This window comes from Paenibacillus sp. E222 (assembly GCF_013401555.1).
Taxonomy (GTDB): domain Bacteria; phylum Bacillota; class Bacilli; order Paenibacillales; family Paenibacillaceae; genus Paenibacillus.
Genome location: NZ_CP058552.1, coordinates 5,541,266 through 5,560,327, shown reverse-complemented (window position 1 = coordinate 5,560,327; position 19,062 = coordinate 5,541,266). Strand labels below are relative to the sequence as shown.

The window sequence follows — 19,062 nt, the reverse complement described above, 5'->3', positions numbered from 1 at the left end:
ATGGACGGTCAGCTGGTATTGCGTCGAGTCCGTCTTACAAGCGGTGAAGAGGTGGATGTGGTTATCCATGAAGGCAGGATTGTGAAGATCGCTCCTGGCGGAACGGCAACGGGAGATCGGATGTGGGAGTCGCCTGGAGCATACGTATCCAGCGGATGGATCGACATGCATGTACATGCTTTTCCAGAGCTTGATCCTTATGGGGACGATATGGATGAAATCGGTGTAAAGCAGGGCGTTACTACAATTGTGGACGCAGGCAGCTGCGGGGCTGATCGAATTGGCGATCTGGCGATAAGCGCTCATAAGGCGGCTACCCGGCTGTTTGCCTTTTTGAACATATCTCGACTCGGCTTACTGCGTACTGACGAATTGTCGAATCTGGACTGGATTGATCGGGACAAGGTGCTAGAGGCTGCCCGGGCATATCCTGAGTTCATCGTGGGATTAAAAGCGAGAATCAGTGGAAGTGTGGTCGGCAAAAACGGCCTGCAGCCGCTGTATTTGGCAAGAGAGTTTTCACAGGAAACAGGCCTGCCGCTTATGGTTCACATTGGATCAGCCCCACCGGATATTCGTGAGGTGATGCCGATCTTACAGGATGGTGATGTAGTCACTCACTATTTGAATGGAAAAAGCAATAATTTGTTCGATGATAGCGGCGCGCCGCTGGAAGTATTGCAGGATGCCATCAAGCGTGGGGTGCATTTGGATGTAGGACATGGGACAGCGAGTTTTTCATTTCAGGTTGCAGAAGCTGCCAAGCAGCATGGGATTGACCCGGACACAATCAGTACGGATATTTACAGGGGCAATCGCCTGAACGGCCCGGTCTACAGCATGGCTAATCTGTTAAGCAAGTTTCTGGCACTTGGTTACTCGTTGAGCGAGACGATAGATCGAGTGACCGTACGGGCAGCCGAGTGGCTGCGCAGACCGCAGCTGGGGAGGATTCAGGCAGGTGATGAAGCCAATTTGACTCTTTTTCAAGTAGTGGACAAGCCTGTAACGCTTGTGGACTCCGAGGGCGTAAGCAAGATAGCCAGCCGTCAAATTGAAGTAAAAGGAGTGATTGTGGGTGAGCAATTCATTAAATGTTAAATATGGACTGAAACGTGTTATCAACGCCAGCGGCCGGATGAGTATTCTCGGCGTATCGGCACCGACGGACACAGTCATGGACGCCATGAAGCAAGGTGGGCAGACTTATGTGGAAATCGCAGACCTTGTAGACAAATCAGGGGATTATGTGTCCCGTCTAATCGGTGCCGAAGCGGCCGTTGTTGTCAATTCCGCCTCAAGCGGCATCGCGCTCTCCGTAGCTGCCATGGTAACAAAGGGTAAACGCCACGCAAGTTTGAAGCTGCATCAGGGAGTAATCACGAATAATGAAATTGTTATGCTGAAAGGCCACAATGTACAATACGGAGCTCCTGTGGAGACGATGGTTTACCTTGGTGGTGGAAAGCTGATCGAAGCCGGATATGCCAACGAAGGTCGGGCTGAGCATATCGCGGATGCGGTTTCCGACAAAACGGCTGCCATCCTGTACGTCAAATCCCATCATGCGGTACAGAAAAACATGATTTCCGTAGAGGAAGCCTGGCAGGTTGCCCAGAAGTGCGAGGTACCCCTCATAGTCGATGCGGCTGCGGAAGAGGACCTGCACAAATATGTGAAGTATTCGGATCTAGCCATTTACAGCGGATCCAAGGCCATTGAAGGCCCAACTTCCGGTATTGTGGCAGGTAAACGAACCTATATCGAATGGTTGAAGGTTCAGCTTCACGGGATCGGGCGCAGTATGAAGGTTGGTAAAGAAACTACGTTTGGCTTGCTTCAGGCTTTGGATGAATATGCAGTCAAAGCGGACCATAGTGAGCAGGAAAAGGATTCCTTGCAGGCGCTAATGTCACTCAATCAGATAGCCGGGATTCAGGTATCGATCGTTCAGGACGAAGCGGGCCGAGCGATTTACAGAGGGCGCATTCAGGTCGACGAGGCGAAGGCGGGGATCAGTGCCAAACAGCTCAATGAGGAGCTGAGGGGCGGACCTATCGCCATTTATACACGTGATTATGGCGTAAGGCAGGGGTATTTCGATATTGATCCACGCCCGTTGATGGGGGATGACATGCGTGTCATTGAAGATCGAATTCGACAGCTGACAGGAGGAGAAGGACATGTCTGAGATCGCAAAACGATTTTATAACAATCGGGTGGCTTTGAATGTGCTTGCCAAGGACATTACGAATGCAAAAGAGGTTTTTGATGCGGCTGAGGGCCATGTTCTCGTCGGTGTTCTTTCCAAGGATTACGCTACTGTGTCAGAAGCAGTCGAGGCGATGGAAGCCTATGGCCGTGAAATTGACAATGCCGTTTCAATTGGACTGGGTGCCGGAGACAATCGGCAGGCTGCTGTCGTCGCCGAAATCGTCAAACATTTTCCGGGCAGTCATATCAATCAGGTATTTCCGGCAGTCGGTGCGACACGGGCAAATCTCGGAGACCGGGACAGCTGGATTAACAGTCTCGTCTCCCCGACAGGTCAGCCGGGCTTTGTCAATATTTCGACGGGGCCAGTGAGCGCTGCCCAATCCGAGCTTGCCGTCGTGCCTGTGCACGCTGCCATCGCATTGGTGCGGGATATGGGTGGCAATGCGTTGAAGTATTTCCCGATGCAGGGTCTGAAAAGGGAAGAGGAGCTGCGAGCAGTAGCGAAAGCGTGTGCTGAAGCAGACTTTGCGCTAGAGCCTACCGGTGGCATAGATATGGATAATTTTGAAGCCATTCTCGAAATTGCACTGGAGGCGGGGGTTCCGCAGGTTATTCCACATGTGTATTCCTCCATTATTGATCAGGAGGGTCTGACCCTTGTACGTGATGTGCAGTCGTTATATGCATCAATGAAGATGCTGGCGAAGAAGTATGGTTAAACGCGTAGGGGCTTTTGGCGAAGTCATGATGCGACTTGAAGTTCCGGGACATGATCTGTTGATTCAGAGTAATCTGCTGAAATACTCCTTTTCGGGCAGTGGGGTCAATGTAGTATCGGCGATGACACGTTACGGATACTCAGGCCTGCTGGTGTCGAGGCTTCCAGTCAATCCGCTGGGTGATGCCGCCGAATCCTATTTGCGCGGACTGGGCCTGAGCACCGAGTATGTGCTTCGCGGAGGGCAGTATATCGGGATGTATTTTCTGGAGAATGGTTATGGGGCCAGACCTGGGCGGGTGACCTACTCTAACCGGATGGAGAGCAGCTTTAATATTGCCTCAGAAGGCACGTATCCCTTTGCGACAATTGCATCGGGCATGGATGCTATTCATTTCTGCGGAATCACGCTGGCGATGAATGATTCGGTGAGACTGGCGATGAAAAAATTGGCACAGGCGGTCAAAGAACAAGGCGGCACAGTTGTTTTTGATTGTAATTATCGTCCCGCTCTATGGGGGGATCAGGGTTATGTCACTGCGAAGCCGCACTATGAGGAAATGTTGCATTTGTCAGATATTGTCCTGATGAATGAGCGGGATGCTCTTCATATTCTGGGGCTGAATACGGATAAAGTACAGAGGGAAGAGCAGCTGAATGAGCTCATTCCCGTGGTTGCTGAACGGTATGGCGTGCGTACCCTTGCCGGAACGCATCGTACCATATACAGCGATAACCGACACTGCCTACAGGGTTATCTGTTCAAGGAAGGGGCGTTCGCCTATTCCGAGCCGTTGACCTTTTCCGTTTATGACCGGATCGGCGCGGGCGATGCGTTTGCAAGCGGTATTATGTATGGTGAACTGGAGGCTTGGATGCCAGAGGAGACCATCTCTTTTGCTGCAACAGCCGGAATGCTGGCGCATACCGTAGCAGGTGATACACCGATGGCTTCCGCTGGAGACATCCTACAGGCGAGGAACAGCACCGTGCGTGATGTAACAAGGTAATATTTTAGTGGAGAATGCCTGGAACGTATGAGCGATAGATGCTGATCTTCTTCTTTATTAACATGGTCTCGGTACGATCCTCCAGAATTGTGGGCTTTCTGAAATCGTTGTGATACCTTGTGAATTAGTGTGAGGAAAATGGAAATAGAGTGTACGGGGATCTGTAGGATAGGCACTTTACTTCAAAGTGTCACTCATTGCAGGTCCTTTGTGTATTGGAGATGGAGGATATGTAATAAAAATTTGATGTTAAAACTGATATGGTAAATATTACATTGTAAATTCATGAGATTTCCGGTATTTTTATTAACGGCAAACTTTTCTTTTATAAAGTAGAAGTAGATTGTCTTAGCAGGTAGCAATTGAAATGAAGAAGAAAGGAGGAAGAAACATTATGTCAGAAGTTGCTAGTCAAAGAGTACATAAGCCAGGACCACAGCCAGTAAGTTTCGGTAGTTGGATGCTCACATTGTTCCTTATGGCGATTCCGCTTGTAAACATTATTATGTTGTTTGTATGGGCATTTGGAGATTCTAACCCTTCCAAAGCCAATTATGCCAAAGCAGCATTGCTGTGGGCAGCGATTGGAATTGTAATATGGATACTTCTCGTTGTTCTGGGTGTTTCAGCAACGTTCTACGATTCGAATTATTAGTTTTCAAGAAGAATTAGCAAATAGTGTATAGTGATACCCCAAAAAAACGCCGACCATATGGTCGGCGTTTTTGCTTTGCTTATTTTGTACTAGGCTGCAGACGTCTTATCAGCATTGTGAAGCGTCTGCGAGCGGCGGCCAAGCAGGTATCCTGCAAGCGAGGCCAACATCTGTTGAAATACCATGCCGAGCACAACCGGGACGGCTACTGGTGGAGGGAAATACGATACGGCAAGCACCGCTCCTGAACTAATATTGCGCATGCCTCCGTTGAACACAAGCGCGACCTGATCGGCTTCATTCCAACCGAGTAATCGGGCAATGAAGTAACTCAGAGCATAGCCGAATGAGGCCAGAAAAATAATGATCGCTGCCAGACCAGCAAGCTGCCAGTTAAAGTCAGACAAATAAGGAGCAACAACAGAGCCATTAATCGCAACAACCGCTGCCATGAACAATTTGGAGAACGGATTCAGTCTGGGCCCCCAGACGGGGACAATGGCCCCTTTGGTCCATTCATTCAAAAGCATCCCAAGCAAAGAGGGAACAACGATCATCCAGAACAGACTGCTCATCATGGCTGCTATATCCAGCGATACGCTAGTGCCGATCAGCAAAGATAACACGCCAGGTACGACGAAAGGAGCAAGTATAGTGTCAATCAGGATAATCGACAGCGTCAGCGCGATATTGCCCCGATAGATGCTAACCCAGATAAAGCTGCTCACACCTGTCGGAATAAGGGCAGCCAGCACAAGCCCAGTTATCGTGTAGGCATCCGTTGGGAAAACGAGATGACCCATGCCCAGAGCAATGAGAGGCATCGCCAGATGCAAAATAAACAGACAAACAAATAGCGGAAAAGGCTTCTTCATCACGTTCACAAAATCCCGTATCCCGAGACTGATGCTTCCGGCAAACGTCATGAACGCAAAAAGCCATGGCGACAAAAAGGTATAAGAAGAAAGAAGACTCCCGCAAAGAACGCCAATAATAATACTGATTGGAGTAATCAGTGGCATGATGCGGTTCAAGCGTACATTTAAGGCCTGAAGCATATTCATGACATCCCTTTACCGTATGATTCCTTTATTATACATGTTAATAACGCTGAGTGCAGACCCATTTGCAATGTAGCATACGGAGCAGTTATCATAAATTTGGAAGAAACACTTCAAGTTGAAGAAGGGGAGATGGTCATAATCAAACGGAAAAGAAAGCACACATTGATGATGGCAGGCCTTATTACGTCAAGTATTCTTGTGTTATCTGCCTGTTCTGTTATAGAACAAGCGAATCAAAGTTTGAATTACGTTAGTGGGGCTACTGATTATATAGAGCAAGTATCGAACGCCGGAGCCGATCTGCAAGAACTCGCATCAGGAGCGGTGAGTAACCCGGAAATAACAAACCAGGTACAGGAGAAAATAGATCAGATTCAGGCGGAAGCCAGCGAATTCTCTCAGCTGACAGCACCAGCGATCGGGGAAAGCATTCATGAAAATCTGGTCAGTTACAACAATCAATTAACCGAAGTTGTGGGTCAATTTGAGAACACGCTTGCAGAGCAGGGTTTTACGGCTGAAAACTGGGAAAAGACAGGGATTCCCGAATTGATTACCAATATTAATGGTTTAAAAGATCCGTTAAGTGGGCTGGGGAACCAATCCAATTAAGAGTTAAACCATGTTAGGCTTAGAGCAAAGGGGCTTCATGCCCAAAAAGGACGATATAACGGAGTGATTTTGATCACTTGCGGATTTCGTCCTTTTTATTTTTCTAATATTAAGATGTTGATTTGCCACGGATTTTGGAGCTTAAATCTTCTATCTGTTCATCCAGGACGTTTCCTGCTTTACTCAGAAACCCTTTAATAAGTTCCAGCTCTTCCTCTGTATATGTGGAAGCCAGATTAACCATAGCTGCGTGAAGGGTGAGGTATGTGCTGCTGACCCTCTTCCTTGTTTTCGTACAAAGGCACAATGATGACTTTACGGCGGTCATTGGGGTCATTTTCCAGCTATTATTACTCTGTTGGCTGCGTTTTTTATGAGTAAGGAAAAATTCGATTCTGCTTCCGAATCGGATGAATATTTAACTTCACACTAGCAAGACTATGTAATGGATTTGTGTGCTGGATATGACATTTTTCTCATAATAGAGAAATCATTTCCCATAGTTTGAAGAAGCGGTGATACTTTTAATATGATTAAAGAACAGAGGAAAATATAGTTGCTTACTTTAGTGTACAAAATATGTTCTTATCAAAGGAGACCTGCGTTATGTCTGAACAAAATGGAAAAGTAATCATTATCACCGGCGGAGCGAGTGGGATTGGTAAAGAAACAGCGCTTCAGCTTTCGGATCTGGGTGCAACGATTGTCATAGCAGACTATAACGAAGAGGGTGCCAAAAAGCTTGCATCTGAGATTGAAGCTAGTGGTGGCACAGCCGGAGCATACAAAGTAGACGTGTCCAAAGGAGACGAGATCAAGGCCCTGATCGACTGGACCGTAGAGAAATACGGAACATTGAGCGGTATTTTCAACAACGCGGGCATTGGACTTGTGAAGCCATTTCTGGAGATGGACCCGGAATCCTATCACAGAGTAATCGATGTTGACCAGCACAGTGTGTATTACGGCATGTATTATGGCGCCAAAAAAATGGTTGAACTGAATGTACAAGGCACCATCGTCAATACAGCATCGATCTACGGAAGTATTGCCGCTGTGGGAAGCTTTAACTACAATGCAGCCAAGGCGGCTGTTGTAATGATGTCCAAATCCGGTGCCTTGGAACTTGCCGAACATGGCATTCGTGTGGTTGGTGTAGCGCCAGGCTTCATCGAGACACCGATTCTGGGTGATGACAGAGCGATGAAGGATGCACTTGCCACGCAACATATGCGGGGAGAGCTCATTCAACCGGAGAAAGTTGCGAGTGTTGTAACCTTCCTGTTCAGTGACGCTGCCAGTGCAGTGAATGGTACAACGATTGCGGTAGATGATGGATTCCTCAGCTTCAAAACAAAATAAGATTTGAGCTGTAAGGTAATCCAGTCCGTCTCCGAAAAATAAAAGGATAAGAGGCTATCTCAAAAGGAATTCTTCCTCGCCTCAAGCGCTAACGAACCTACCGCACCTTAAAAGGCGGATCATCAACGCTGGCAAGATTTAACGAACCTCAGTAACGCTACTTCGTCATAACACTTTGCCAAAACCTGAAAAATGGACCAAATCGACGAAATAACGTCTCTGTGATTCGTTAGTTCTCAGATCTGGGCCAATGGAAGCGAATAGCGTGTCTCAGGTTCATTCAAACAAAATAACACGAACAAGGGATGCCCCCTGTCATATTCATGACTTATGGGACATCCCCTTTTTGTATTCCATATACGAAGAGTATTCATTATGAAAATAATTTTATATAGTCATCCCGGTTGTTCAGAGATCATGATACAATAAGTGGACATGCGTCTTTTATCATTTTGTGGTGTTATAGACAATACGCACACCGAGAGAGCCATAACTCTCTTCTTTGTAGTGACAGTGTGAGCATGTTTTTGTTGCGCATAACGCATCACTGTGACATTGTAATTTTTCGTTGCATAGCGGGCATTTATTTTCAAAAAGAGTCTTCAACACGTTAAACATGCTTAATCACTCATTTCGGATTAATTTACTTGGTTTTTATTATAGCTGATTATTTTAACTGCGTATACTGTTTTTTGCATCATGTTTCACACCGCAAGAAAGGAAGAAAAACCGATGGATACTCTGCTTTTTGTCATCATGTTTATACTGGGTCTGGTCGGTTCCTTCTTCTCCGGTTTGCTGGGTATTGGTGGAGCCATAATTAATTACCCGTTGTTGTTGTATGTACCTTCTCTCATGGGGCTGGAACCGTTCACCGCACATGAGGTGTCGTCGATCAGCATGTTTCAGGTGTTTTTTGCCTCACTCGCTGGTGTGATTGCCTACATTAGAAGAACAGGGAACGGGAAAAAGAGTGAAGTTCTCATTCATAAAGGTCTGGTGGCTTACATGGGCTCCAGTATTTTGGTTGGGAGTCTGATCGGCGGATTCATATCAGGTCATCTGAATGGAGAAGTCATCAATCTGATCTATGGCATTCTGGCCATTATCGCGATTGTGCTCATGCTGATCCCTGGTAAGGGAACAGAAGGCTCGGCTGGACAGCTGACATTCAACACATATGTTGCGGCAGGATCGGCTCTTGCCGTGGGGATCGTCTCGGGAATTGTCGGTGCGGGTGGTGCTTTTATATTGATTCCAATCATGCTCACCGTGCTTAAGATCCCTACCCGGACGACCATTGCTTCTTCACTTGCGATAGTGTTCATCTCCGCCATTGGTGGGGTGGTGGGCAAGATTCTGGGTGGAGACATTCCGCTGGAGCCCATCATTTATACGGTGATCGGGAGTCTGCTTGGAGCTTCTCTCGGTTCCAAAGTGAGTTCAATGATTAATGTGAGACTGCTTCGGTACGGACTGATAGTTCTTATCGCCATTACAGCAGTGAAGGTATGGTCTTCCATTTTGTAAAACCGCATAGGATAAAAGCGACCATGACGATTTCGTAACCAAACGGATGGAATGCCGTATAAAGGTTATGAACATGAGCTGGGGAATTTGTTGTTGCATGAATTCACATCAGTTTTCGTCCATGGAGCACCCTCAAACTCCTTTCATGGATACATGTTTAACATTATGAGAAGTTGAGGTAACCATCCTATGAATAACGTACTTACAGATCAGGCTGATGCAGGATATCGGCTGGCTGAGCAGAAGGCCGCTCAGTATTTTACTTCTCTTCATGAACAACTTCTGAATAACACGTATATAACTGCCCTTACGCAAGATATTCAGTTGTGGCAAAAGAAACATATTCAACCGTTTTCCTGGTTATCTTTTTTATCAACAAGTCGAAGAAAACCGGATTCCCGGGATGCTCATAGATATATCCATTGGCTTAATGCTGCAGGCAAACTGGATGATTACCTGGATCGCAGTATTTCTTACATCTATATGCGGGATCTGGGCAAAGCACTGGATTCGCCGGACACCCAAGCACGCATTCAGCGAGTTGCTCAGGATACCAAAGCGTACTTTATGCGTTCAAATACAACCCAACGCAAGGGAAACCAGGACTATATCAGTCTGGCTGCCTTGTATCGCTGGGCTCAGAAGGAGAACGTGGAAACAGCCGTTATCTGGGTCATCAGCAAATTAAAAAATGTCGCATCCAATATCCCCAAAGAACTGGATGCAGAACAGGCGCAGCGCAAGCTTCTCAAGATCATTCTTGGCGTTGTTCTGCATGTGAACGATGATATGAATGATGAGACTCCCCAGGCAGAGCGTTCCGAGAGGCTGGATGCTGCAATTCGGCTTGGTTATTCTTACGGACTGACCTATCCATTTATTGATGACCTGCTGGATTCGCAGGCGTTGACTGCGCAAGAGAAGCAGCAGTATTCTCTCTTGATTCGGAATGCGCTTCTCACCGGGATCGTACCGGATATCGGCGAATGGAAGGGAGCCAATCTCCAAGTCATTCAATATGTTCATGGCGAGCTGCGTGATGCGTTCGAGTATATCAAGAACTACCAGCGCCCTGAGACGCAGCGTACGTTCTTCGAGCAATCCTATGTATTCTTTCAGTCTCAGGAAATAGACCGTGCCAAGAAATTGTCCAACGCGAATTATTCCAATGAAGAACTTTATATCCCGATTATTATTAAATCCTCATCCTCCAGACTCATTGTTCGTTCTGTGCTTAGTGCATCGGCGGATGAAGGGTTTGATCTGCGGACGTTCTACTATGGCATATATAATCAGCTCGCAGACGATTTCGCGGATATGTTTGACGATATGGAGGAAGGAGCCGTGACTCCGTATACCTACTATCTGAAGTATCGTGACCTGCGGCCCGATTTAATTAATCCGTATGAGCTATACTGGGCGGTTATCTCTTATCTGATTCATGAGGTGTATCATTCCGATGCGAAGACTCGTGAGGTCATACTGGATCGTGCTATTAATGGACTTAAGCGTTGTAAAGAGCGGTTGGGTCAGGAACAATACAACGAAGTGATGAACATCTTTGCCTCCGGACAACCGGAATTCAATCGCCTCATTCAACAAATGGTGCGAAAAGCCGATGATGTGGATTTCCTAGATAAATTGCTGCGGGATCAGGTCATCCTCCAATTGCAGAATGACAAGCGCGAAAAACAGGATTTTCTGGATACGATTCGCACGGTTCGTGAACAGATCAATATTGAATTACAGATATCCAAGCCGGGTGGTCTTCCAGAGATGAAAGGCACGCTTATTGATGCTGCGAATTACAGTCTTCAAGGAGATGGAAAACGGCTAAGGCCGATTCTGACCTGGGTGATGGGTGTGCGTGAATATGGTCTGCATGAATCATCTATCATTCCTCTTCTGAGATCACTGGAATACATGCATACCGCTTCACTGATCTTTGATGACCTGCCGACCCAGGATAATGCTTCGACCCGGCGGGGGCGCTCTACCTTACATCAGGTGCACAACAGCGCAACAGCGGAATTGACAGGTTTATTTCTCATCCAAAAGGCCATTGGCGAGCAATCTTCCCTCAATCAGTTTGATGCCTCAACCGTGCTTACCCTGATTCAATATTCCGCTGAAAAAGCAGAGGATATGTGCATGGGACAGGCGATGGATCTGAATGCTAAAGGAAAAACGCTGTCCCTTGAACAATTGAACATGATCTGTTTCTACAAAACAGGTATTGCTTTCGAGGCTGCACTTGTGATGCCAGCCATTCTGGCTCAAGTGAAGGAAGCGGAGATTGCATCCTTAAAGAAGTTTGCGTATCATGCGGGTATCGCCTTTCAAATTAAGGATGACCTGCTGGACCTGGAAGGGGATCATCGGGTACTCGGAAAGCCGGCAGGTCAGGATGTACGGAACAATAGCTCAACCTTTGTATCCATTTTGGGTGAAGATGGCGCGAAGAAAGAGATGTGGGAGCACTATTGTCTTGCAACCGATGCGCTGAACGAAATGCCGAAGCCGATCTCTTTTCTGAGGCATCTGTTGGATTACATCATTGGACGGGAGCGGTAAATTCTTTTTTTGACTAAATCTCATTCCCATCTTCGGCTGGTTTATATGAAATAAAACAAAGGTGCCTGGATTCCATGTGAATAGAATCCAGGTCTTATTTTGCTTTAATGACACAAACGTTTAGAAAATGAGATGTTTCAACAATGAAAAATTCGGGTATTAAGCAAATATTGTGTTTATACACCAAAAGGAGAGCTTAAGATGCAGGTTCAAAAGGTCGATCATCACGAATTGTTTGAGCAGATTTATAATCAAGCACCTATTGGGATTGCACTTGTTGCTCCAACAGGACAGTGGATGAAAGTGAATCCTGCTTTTTGCAGAATGCTGGGTTATACAGCTCAAGAATTAATCCATCTTCATTACAAGGATATCACCCATCCCGATGATTTTGCACAGGATCTGATGTACGAGCGCGAACTGTGTGAAGGTAAATCGCAAGAGTACAAATTCGAAAAACGTTATATTCAGAAAAATGGAGATGTTGTATGGATATCACTACATGTCTCATTGGCTATGAACGAAGTCAGTGGAGAACCTCTGTATTTTATTTGCCATGTTGTAGATATTACGGATCATAAAACAACCGAACAAAAGCTGCTTCAAACGGAAGAAATGTTCAAACTTATTTCTGATAATGCACAAGAAATCATCTATATTGCGACCATTGACGGGATTTGTCGCTATTGTTCTCCTTCTATTTATAATCTGCTTGGTTATTCTCCAGAAGAAGTGGTTGGCAATAACAATACTGCCGTTTTTCACCCACAGGACCTGGAACGTGTCTCACAGATCGATTTGAGCACAGGTCATATGTTGAATATGCAGGCTCGCCATAAAGATGGGCACAGTCTATGGTTTGAAACCACATATAAGGTTATCGGGGAGCCTGGGCAAGAACAACAAATCCTTGCCATTGGGCGCGATATATCGGAGAGAAAGAAACATGAGGAAATTAGTGCAGAGGCTGAACGGATAGCCATGATTGGCAGTTGGGAGTGGAACATGCTGAGTGGCCATGTTTCAATGTCCGATCAAATATACGAGATGTTTGAAATTGATAACAATAAGCAGTATAAGGCCAGCGATATCTTTGCATTCATGGAACAGGCGGAGGAGCAGCGGTTGAAGGACTGTATTGAATGGGTGAAAACAGGCCAACCGCTTGATTTTGAATATCGGCATCTGGGCTCAAATGGTAAAGAAAAGTATCTTCATCTGCGAGGGTTAATTACCTTTGATGAGGATCAACGACCGATACAGCTAAACGGGACTTTGCAGGATATTACAGAGCGTAAACTCGTCGAATTCAAGCTTCAGGAGTCGGTGGAACGTTATACTTCACTCAAGAAATATAATCATGATGCCATCATTTCTTTTGATATGGACGGCAATATCATAAATGCCAACCCGGTAGCTATGAAAATGACGGGATGCCCGGTTGTGGAAATGATCGGAACCAGTATATGCAGGTTTATCGGACCGTATCATCTGGGACTGATTCTCAATAGCCAGTATGAGATGGCTGAAAAAGAAATCAATGCTATTCAGCACGTAAATGGTTCTGAGACAGAAGTTTTGGCAACGCTTGCCCCTATCATTATTAATGAGAAAAACGTAGGGTTCTACTTAATTGCGAAGGATATTACGGAACAGAAAAAGCTTCTTGTAGCCAAAGAGACTGCTGAACGAATGAATAAGGCCAAAAGTGAGTTTTTGGCGATGATGAGCCATGAGATCCGTACACCCATGAACGGAGTAATTGGGATGACGGACTTGCTTCTGGACACACCTGGACTTAGCGGAGAACAAAAGGAATATATTGAAATCATCCAAAAAAGCGGGGATTCGTTGCTTGCGATTATTAATGATATTCTGGACTTTTCCAAAATAGAGTCGGGTAAAACCGATTTGATGGATGAACCCTTCGATCTTAAGGAAATTGTGACGGAGACGGTTAAGATCGTAACGCCAATGATTCGGGAGAAGCAGTTGGATCTTCGTCTAAGCCTGGATGACGCCATTCCTGTTCCCGTGTTTGGGGATGCTTACCGTCTAAAACAGGTCCTAACCAACATCATCGGCAATGCTGTGAAGTTCACCCCGGAAGGCAGTATTGAAATCGAGGTGAAGGTTACCGGACAACAATACAATGACATTCAATTTCAGTTCAAGGTGAAGGATACAGGGATTGGAATTCCAGTGGAGAAAAGGGAGCATTTATTCGAAGCCTTCTACCAATTGGAGAATTTCATGACACGCAAGCCTCAAGGTACGGGACTTGGACTGGCCATCAGCAAGAAGCTTGTAGAGCTTATGCAGGGTGATATCTGGATTGAAGAGTCCGGCGATCCGGGGACCACATTTATGTTTACAGCGTCGTTTAAAACCAGCAACATGGAGGAATTCAACAGATACGATCTACAACAGAAAAAGAATAAAACGGATCAACTTCGAATTCTGATTGCGGAGGACAATGAGGTGAACCAGCTTGTTCTGCGCCGGATGATTGAGAAGAAAGGACATCTTGTTGATCATGTCGTGAATGGTTTAGAGGCAGTGGAAGCTGTCAAACGAAGTTCGTACGATATTGTGTTCATGGATGTGCACATGCCTCGACTGAATGGATTTGAAGCGACCAAAGCGATTAAGGAATCAATCCGGCCAGAGGCATGCCCTTATATTGTTGCGGTTACTGCAAACGCAGTTCGAGGGGATATGGACAAATGTCTGAAGGCTGGAATGGATGCGTATGTAAGCAAACCAATTAAAAGTGAATCCATTATGCAAGTGATGGAGGAGTTTTACCAAATAAAGAATCATCCCACTGCATACCATTCAATTCAACATTCCGTAAGAAGGGACTTTTGATTAGCAATGTAGCCGTTAACTTATCGATAGATATGTTAGCGGCTTTTTTTGCTATGTCCCATTCCGGGAATCACTAAATTACTGATTTTTGATCCATAGTTTGGAGATATCCATGAACCCAAACTCAGCGGTATGAAGGCCAAAGAGACTTTGATTAAGCAGGGCTTTTTTATTCATGTGGCAGCCGTACAATATCCAGCAGTTATCGCGAAGCAAATCCTCTGCTTTATTGAGCAGCAACGCCCTTTGCTCTTCATTTTGCTGAAGGAAATTCTCCATTTGTTGATAAAATACGGACTGTAAATCAGGTGATAAACAAATATGAAAATAGTTGCGTTTGTTGATGAAGAAATTAATCATGCCAAATTGCCAGTCATCTTCCAAAACTTCTTCTGCGATAATCAGGTCGGCTTCGCTTGTATCCCTCACATTGGGAAATTCAACGAAGGGTTGCAGCTCAATACATAAGCCGATGGAGGCTCCGCGTTGTTTAAGCCATTCTGCTTCTTTTTGGTCTTTAGCCACAGTATACGCAAGGATAATCTTCTCTCCCTGGTATCCACTGATGTGCAGGAGCTCACGGGCATCCTCAAGAGAAGACTCGCGCCAAGCATGCTCAGCGCTTTTCCAGGGAAGAAAGCTGTTTGCCGGTGTAATTCGATTGCTGCCCAGTTCCCTTACCAAAGCGACGGGATCGAATACAATGCGCATGGCTTGCCTAAATTCCAGTTGATGGTGAATACCGGCTTTGCGGAAATTAAACAGCATGTATCGGCATCCTGATGCTGGATAATCAACACTGTTGGTCCCTGTATCGTCTGTAGCTAATTTCAGTCGGTCTGTTCCCGGCAACTCATAATGGCGCTCATAAGGACCCAGATTGGGTACAAACCAAATATCTACTCGATCCAGATGAGGACGGATTCCATAATAGGCATCGAATGCGCTTATGACCAGTACCGTTTCATTTATTTCATTGATCCGAAAAGGTCCGGTACCAATCAATTGTTGGGTTACATCGACATCATAGGGGAGAATCGTCATTGAGACACAACTAAGCAAGTTCAGGAAGAAGCGATTAGGCCGACTTAGATAAAAACGAATGCAGTAATCCCCGACAACTTCGGTATGCTCAATATCCCGGTATAGCCAAATGAATGGACTGTCTACAATGCGCAAGCGTTGCAATGCAGATTGGACATCTCGGGATGTCATGACCCGACCATGGTGGAATCGTACACCTTTGCGCAGATAGAAAGTCCAAACTCTTTGTTCCTCATTGTACTCCCACATATGCGCCAGATCCGGCAGGAAGGTTCCTGTTTTGGCGTCATAGGTGATTAGCGTGCTGCATACCTGTCCAAGCAGATAGGTTTCAAAAGCAGTATACACAAAAGCAGGGTCAAGGTCTGCCAATCTTCGTGATCTCACCATGCGAAGCACATCCTGACCGGAAGCTGTTTCAACATGACTTTGGAATCCCATCTGTTTATTCAATGAATTCAGCAGCCGTTCCCGGAGAGCGTCGTTCTTCTCTGTGCTGCCGATCAACTCGATCGCTTCCTTCATTTTACCTCTGCCCATGAGTTCCAGAAAGCTCTCTTCGAGTGCCTCATTCACACTGCGCAGTAATGTCATCTCCGAATGATGTCCCCGGCCTCGCCCGGGCTGCCAGTGAATAAAGCCTTGTTCCTCCAGCTTGCGCAGAATAAACTTCACGTTGCGTGGGGTGCAGCATAGGGCAGCGGAAAGGCTCTCGATCGTTACCGGAACCGATTCATGAAATTGAAGAGCAAGTTCTTTTGCTCTGGCAAGACGCAAATAATGGGTTGTTGCTGTATCCATATGAATGTGCTCCTTCATAAAGGGTGAAATGTGCTCACGTTTTCTTACACTTTTATTTCCCCCTTTTATCCATACAATTATACATAAAGGGATAGGGCATAGGTAGCCCATCTGAGACAAAAACATCTAGAACAGGAGAACCATACGCATGAAGCAGCATTTACGTCAAATTCACCCTTTAGCCTGGACCATCATTGTTGGAACGATGTTTGGACGTCTGGTGACGTCCATGAGCATCCCGTTTTTATCCATTTATCTGACTCAGGTACTGGGAGCTACACCCACACAGACTGGAATTACCGTCGCGGTTAGTTCTCTGGCGGGGGTTATGGTCAGCTTTTATGGAGGTTACATTTCCGATCGAATCGGCCGCAAAGTGGTCATGATGGTCTCCGTATTTGGCTGGGCCTGTGTTTTCTTCATCTTTTCAGCAGCTGAGCACCTGTGGGTATTTTTTGTGGCCAATACGTTAAACGGTTTATGCCGCGCCGTGTTTGAGCCCACGTCACGTGCACTTCTATCGGATATTACTCCACCACAACATAAACTGCTTGTCTTCAACCTCAGATATGCGGCCATTAATCTGGGTGTCGTGTTTGGACCTATTATCGGTCTTCAGCTTGGATCAGCGGAGTCTACATTTCCGTTCATGATCTCCGGGTTGGTATATATCGTTTACGGCCTGGTTTTGTTCCTGCAATTTCGATTGCAGCGCGCAAATCTGCCGGAACATGTTCAGGTCACTGCACCTCGTTTACGAGATGCACTCGCTACTACGGGACGCGACCGTGTATTTTTGCCAGTACTTATCGGAACTACGTTTTGCGTGCTCGGGTATGGGCACTTTAGCTCGACCCTGGCTCAGTATGTGGCCCAGAATCCTCTTTTTGAACATGGAAGTCAAGTGTTTTCCTATATGCTTTCACTCAATGCGTTGACTGTGCTTGTAATCCAATTCCCGATTGTGCGGGTGGCCAGCAAATTCCCACCGGTTGTACCTCTCATTCTTGGAAACGTGCTGGTCGCTACAAGTCTGTTCCTGTTTGGCATAGCTGAAGGCGTTATGCTGCTGATGATCAGTGTCATTCTGTTCACCATTGGGGAAGTGCTCATGTTCACCATGATGGATGTGCTGATTGACCGTATTGCCAAACCCGAATGGAAAGGGACGTACTTTGGCACAATTGGATTCAATAACTTGGGCAGCGTCATGGCACCGATTCTGGGAGGTCTGTTATTAACCCAATTTGGGACGGGGAATGGTCTGTTCGTTTTTGTACCGCTGGCCCTGACCACTGCACTTGGACTGCCTTTTCTTATCGTAGCCCATAAGCGTCTTGTAGTCAGGGAGAAGGAGACCACACCCATACAAGTGAGTGCCTAGCTTAAGCGATGCCAGTTGTATGACACATAAGCATTAGCTGTTTTAATTTTTTTTTGGGGACCATAACTTTCATTGAGAAATCAGCGTTAATTAGTTAAACATTTCCTCATGGGGGTTCCAAATGATATTAAAAAAGTTCACCTTAACATTGCTGGCGTGTGTTATGTTTGCCGCGTTTTCAACGCCGAGTTTAGCTGAGAATGACACGTTAGAGATTGGGACTGGCGTATTGTCCAATAACCGGGTGCTAATTCCTTTGAGGGTTGTGTCCAGCAACTTGGGGGCAGATGTAACGTGGTATAAGGAAGGGAAAAGCATTCGAATTAAAACGGATGAAAAAGAAATTTGGCTTGTGGTTAACTTTAAAAATGCGAGAGTGAATGAACAGATCATCAAAATGGATTCTCCTGTTGAAATAATTCGAAATACAGCATACGTTCCGCTGCGATTTGTCAGCCAAATATTAGGAGCCAAGCTAGAGTGGAATCCACAAACTAAACAGGCAATCATCCACTTGAATAAACAAAACATGATAGTGAGTATGCAAGAGGAGACCATTCAGATACCTGATTCTGTGAAAATAACCAAGGGACGAATAAATGTTTTGTCAGAGAAATTGAATGAAATTTCAGGCTTGTCTCAGATTAAGCAGGTCAGTACGTATTTCAAGCCTTATTTCACTGAAGATTTAATCAAATTTATTCTCAAAAGGCAGGATCTCGTAAGTGATTGGATGGTGTACGATGCTCCAGAGACCTCCGTCTATTACACAAGCAGTACAACAGCGACATTATCCCAATCGTTCGTAATCGGAAACACATTAACGGGTGATTCTCATTATGTAAATGATCGAAATATTGAACTTGTTTACAGTAATGGAGTATGGAAAGTGAATCAGTTAATGTTTAATCTCAGAGAAATTCCCTATTTGGGTTATGATCGTTGAAATCGTAGCATATGATGTTCAGTGGCATGAAGGAAATAACAATTGAGTTAATATTATCTTGACGGATTACAGTGGAGCGATTACAATAAACAACAAATATGTGTGACGGGTGGTTAAGATGAACATGTTCCAGACAGGGCGCATTCTGAATCGATAACTGAATACGCATGAGCAAGTGACTTAACCAATGTTTTTTTGTGTTGGCGTTTAGACAGTCATGTTTGTGCACCCCTGTCGTGGACGCTCATCATTATTGCGTGCAGAGGAGAAATCC

Annotated in this window: 14 protein-coding genes; 12 read left to right on the top strand and 2 right to left on the bottom strand. The window is 45.7% G+C overall.

Annotated features, from left to right (window positions below; translation table 11 throughout):
• The 5 genes from HW560_RS24610 (at position 1) to HW560_RS24590 (ending at position 4,600) form a co-directional block, all read left to right on the top strand.
• Positions 1-1,101, top strand: a complete 1,101-nt coding sequence (locus tag HW560_RS24610) for an amidohydrolase/deacetylase family metallohydrolase (RefSeq protein WP_179265000.1) — start codon at positions 1-3, stop codon at positions 1,099-1,101.
• A complete protein-coding gene (locus HW560_RS24605; protein ID WP_179264999.1) occupies positions 1,079-2,191 on the top strand; it encodes a DgaE family pyridoxal phosphate-dependent ammonia lyase in 1,113 nt (370 codons plus the stop codon). The genes HW560_RS24610 and HW560_RS24605 overlap by 23 nt, the downstream gene beginning before the upstream one ends.
• Positions 2,184-2,936 carry a 2-dehydro-3-deoxy-phosphogluconate aldolase gene (locus HW560_RS24600; RefSeq protein ID WP_090897182.1) on the top strand — a complete coding sequence of 251 codons (753 nt, stop codon included), beginning with the start codon at positions 2,184-2,186 and terminating at the stop codon, positions 2,934-2,936. Before HW560_RS24605 ends, HW560_RS24600 begins: the two co-directional genes overlap by 8 nt.
• The gene (locus HW560_RS24595) at positions 2,929-3,945 is read left to right on the top strand and encodes a sugar kinase (protein ID WP_179264998.1); all 1,017 of its coding nucleotides are present in this window, start codon (positions 2,929-2,931) and stop codon (positions 3,943-3,945) included. Before HW560_RS24600 ends, HW560_RS24595 begins: the two co-directional genes overlap by 8 nt.
• 394 nt (positions 3,946-4,339) lie before the next feature.
• On the top strand, positions 4,340-4,600 hold the full coding sequence (locus HW560_RS24590; protein ID WP_256222030.1) for a hypothetical protein: 261 nt from the start codon (positions 4,340-4,342) through the stop codon (positions 4,598-4,600).
• An 89-nt stretch (positions 4,601-4,689) separates the two neighbouring features.
• On the opposite strand, the gene HW560_RS24585 is transcribed toward HW560_RS24590, so the two are convergent.
• Positions 4,690-5,658, bottom strand: a complete 969-nt coding sequence (locus HW560_RS24585; protein WP_090897187.1) for a bile acid:sodium symporter family protein — start codon at positions 5,656-5,658, stop codon at positions 4,690-4,692.
• A 102-nt stretch (positions 5,659-5,760) separates the two neighbouring features.
• Here HW560_RS24585 and HW560_RS24580 point away from each other — a divergent pair, with 102 nt between their 5' ends.
• The 5 genes from HW560_RS24580 to HW560_RS24560 all read left to right on the top strand — a co-directional run bounded on the left by HW560_RS24580 (position 5,761) and on the right by HW560_RS24560 (position 14,613).
• Positions 5,761-6,276, top strand: coding sequence for a DUF6376 family protein (locus HW560_RS24580; protein WP_090897190.1), 516 nt, complete (start codon positions 5,761-5,763; stop codon positions 6,274-6,276).
• 606 nt (positions 6,277-6,882) lie between these two features.
• Positions 6,883-7,638 carry an SDR family NAD(P)-dependent oxidoreductase gene (locus HW560_RS24575; protein WP_179264997.1) on the top strand — a complete coding sequence of 252 codons (756 nt, stop codon included), beginning with the start codon at positions 6,883-6,885 and terminating at the stop codon, positions 7,636-7,638.
• 732 nt (positions 7,639-8,370) lie between these two features.
• Positions 8,371-9,168, top strand: coding sequence for a sulfite exporter TauE/SafE family protein (locus tag HW560_RS24570; protein ID WP_179264996.1), 798 nt, complete (start codon positions 8,371-8,373; stop codon positions 9,166-9,168).
• Positions 9,169-9,357: 189 nt separating this feature from the next.
• Positions 9,358-11,742: a polyprenyl synthetase family protein gene (locus tag HW560_RS24565; protein WP_179264995.1), complete on the top strand. Its 2,385-nt coding sequence runs from the start codon at positions 9,358-9,360 to the stop codon at positions 11,740-11,742.
• 201 nt (positions 11,743-11,943) lie between these two features.
• A complete protein-coding gene (locus HW560_RS24560) occupies positions 11,944-14,613 on the top strand; it encodes a PAS domain S-box protein (RefSeq protein WP_090897205.1) in 2,670 nt (889 codons plus the stop codon).
• Positions 14,614-14,691: 78 nt separating this feature from the next.
• Here HW560_RS24560 and HW560_RS24555 read toward each other — a convergent pair whose 3' ends face one another.
• Positions 14,692-16,458: an ABC transporter substrate-binding protein gene (locus HW560_RS24555; protein ID WP_179264994.1), complete on the bottom strand. Its 1,767-nt coding sequence runs from the start codon at positions 16,456-16,458 to the stop codon at positions 14,692-14,694.
• Between the two features lie 148 nt (positions 16,459-16,606).
• Between HW560_RS24555 and HW560_RS24550 the strand changes: the two genes are divergently transcribed.
• Positions 16,607-17,842, top strand: a complete 1,236-nt coding sequence (locus HW560_RS24550) for an MDR family MFS transporter (protein WP_090897210.1) — start codon at positions 16,607-16,609, stop codon at positions 17,840-17,842.
• A gap of 121 nt (positions 17,843-17,963) precedes the next feature.
• Entirely contained in the window at positions 17,964-18,788 is an 825-nt protein-coding gene (locus HW560_RS24545; protein ID WP_090897214.1) for a stalk domain-containing protein, read from the top strand.
• The last annotated feature ends 274 nt before the right edge of the window (positions 18,789-19,062 follow it).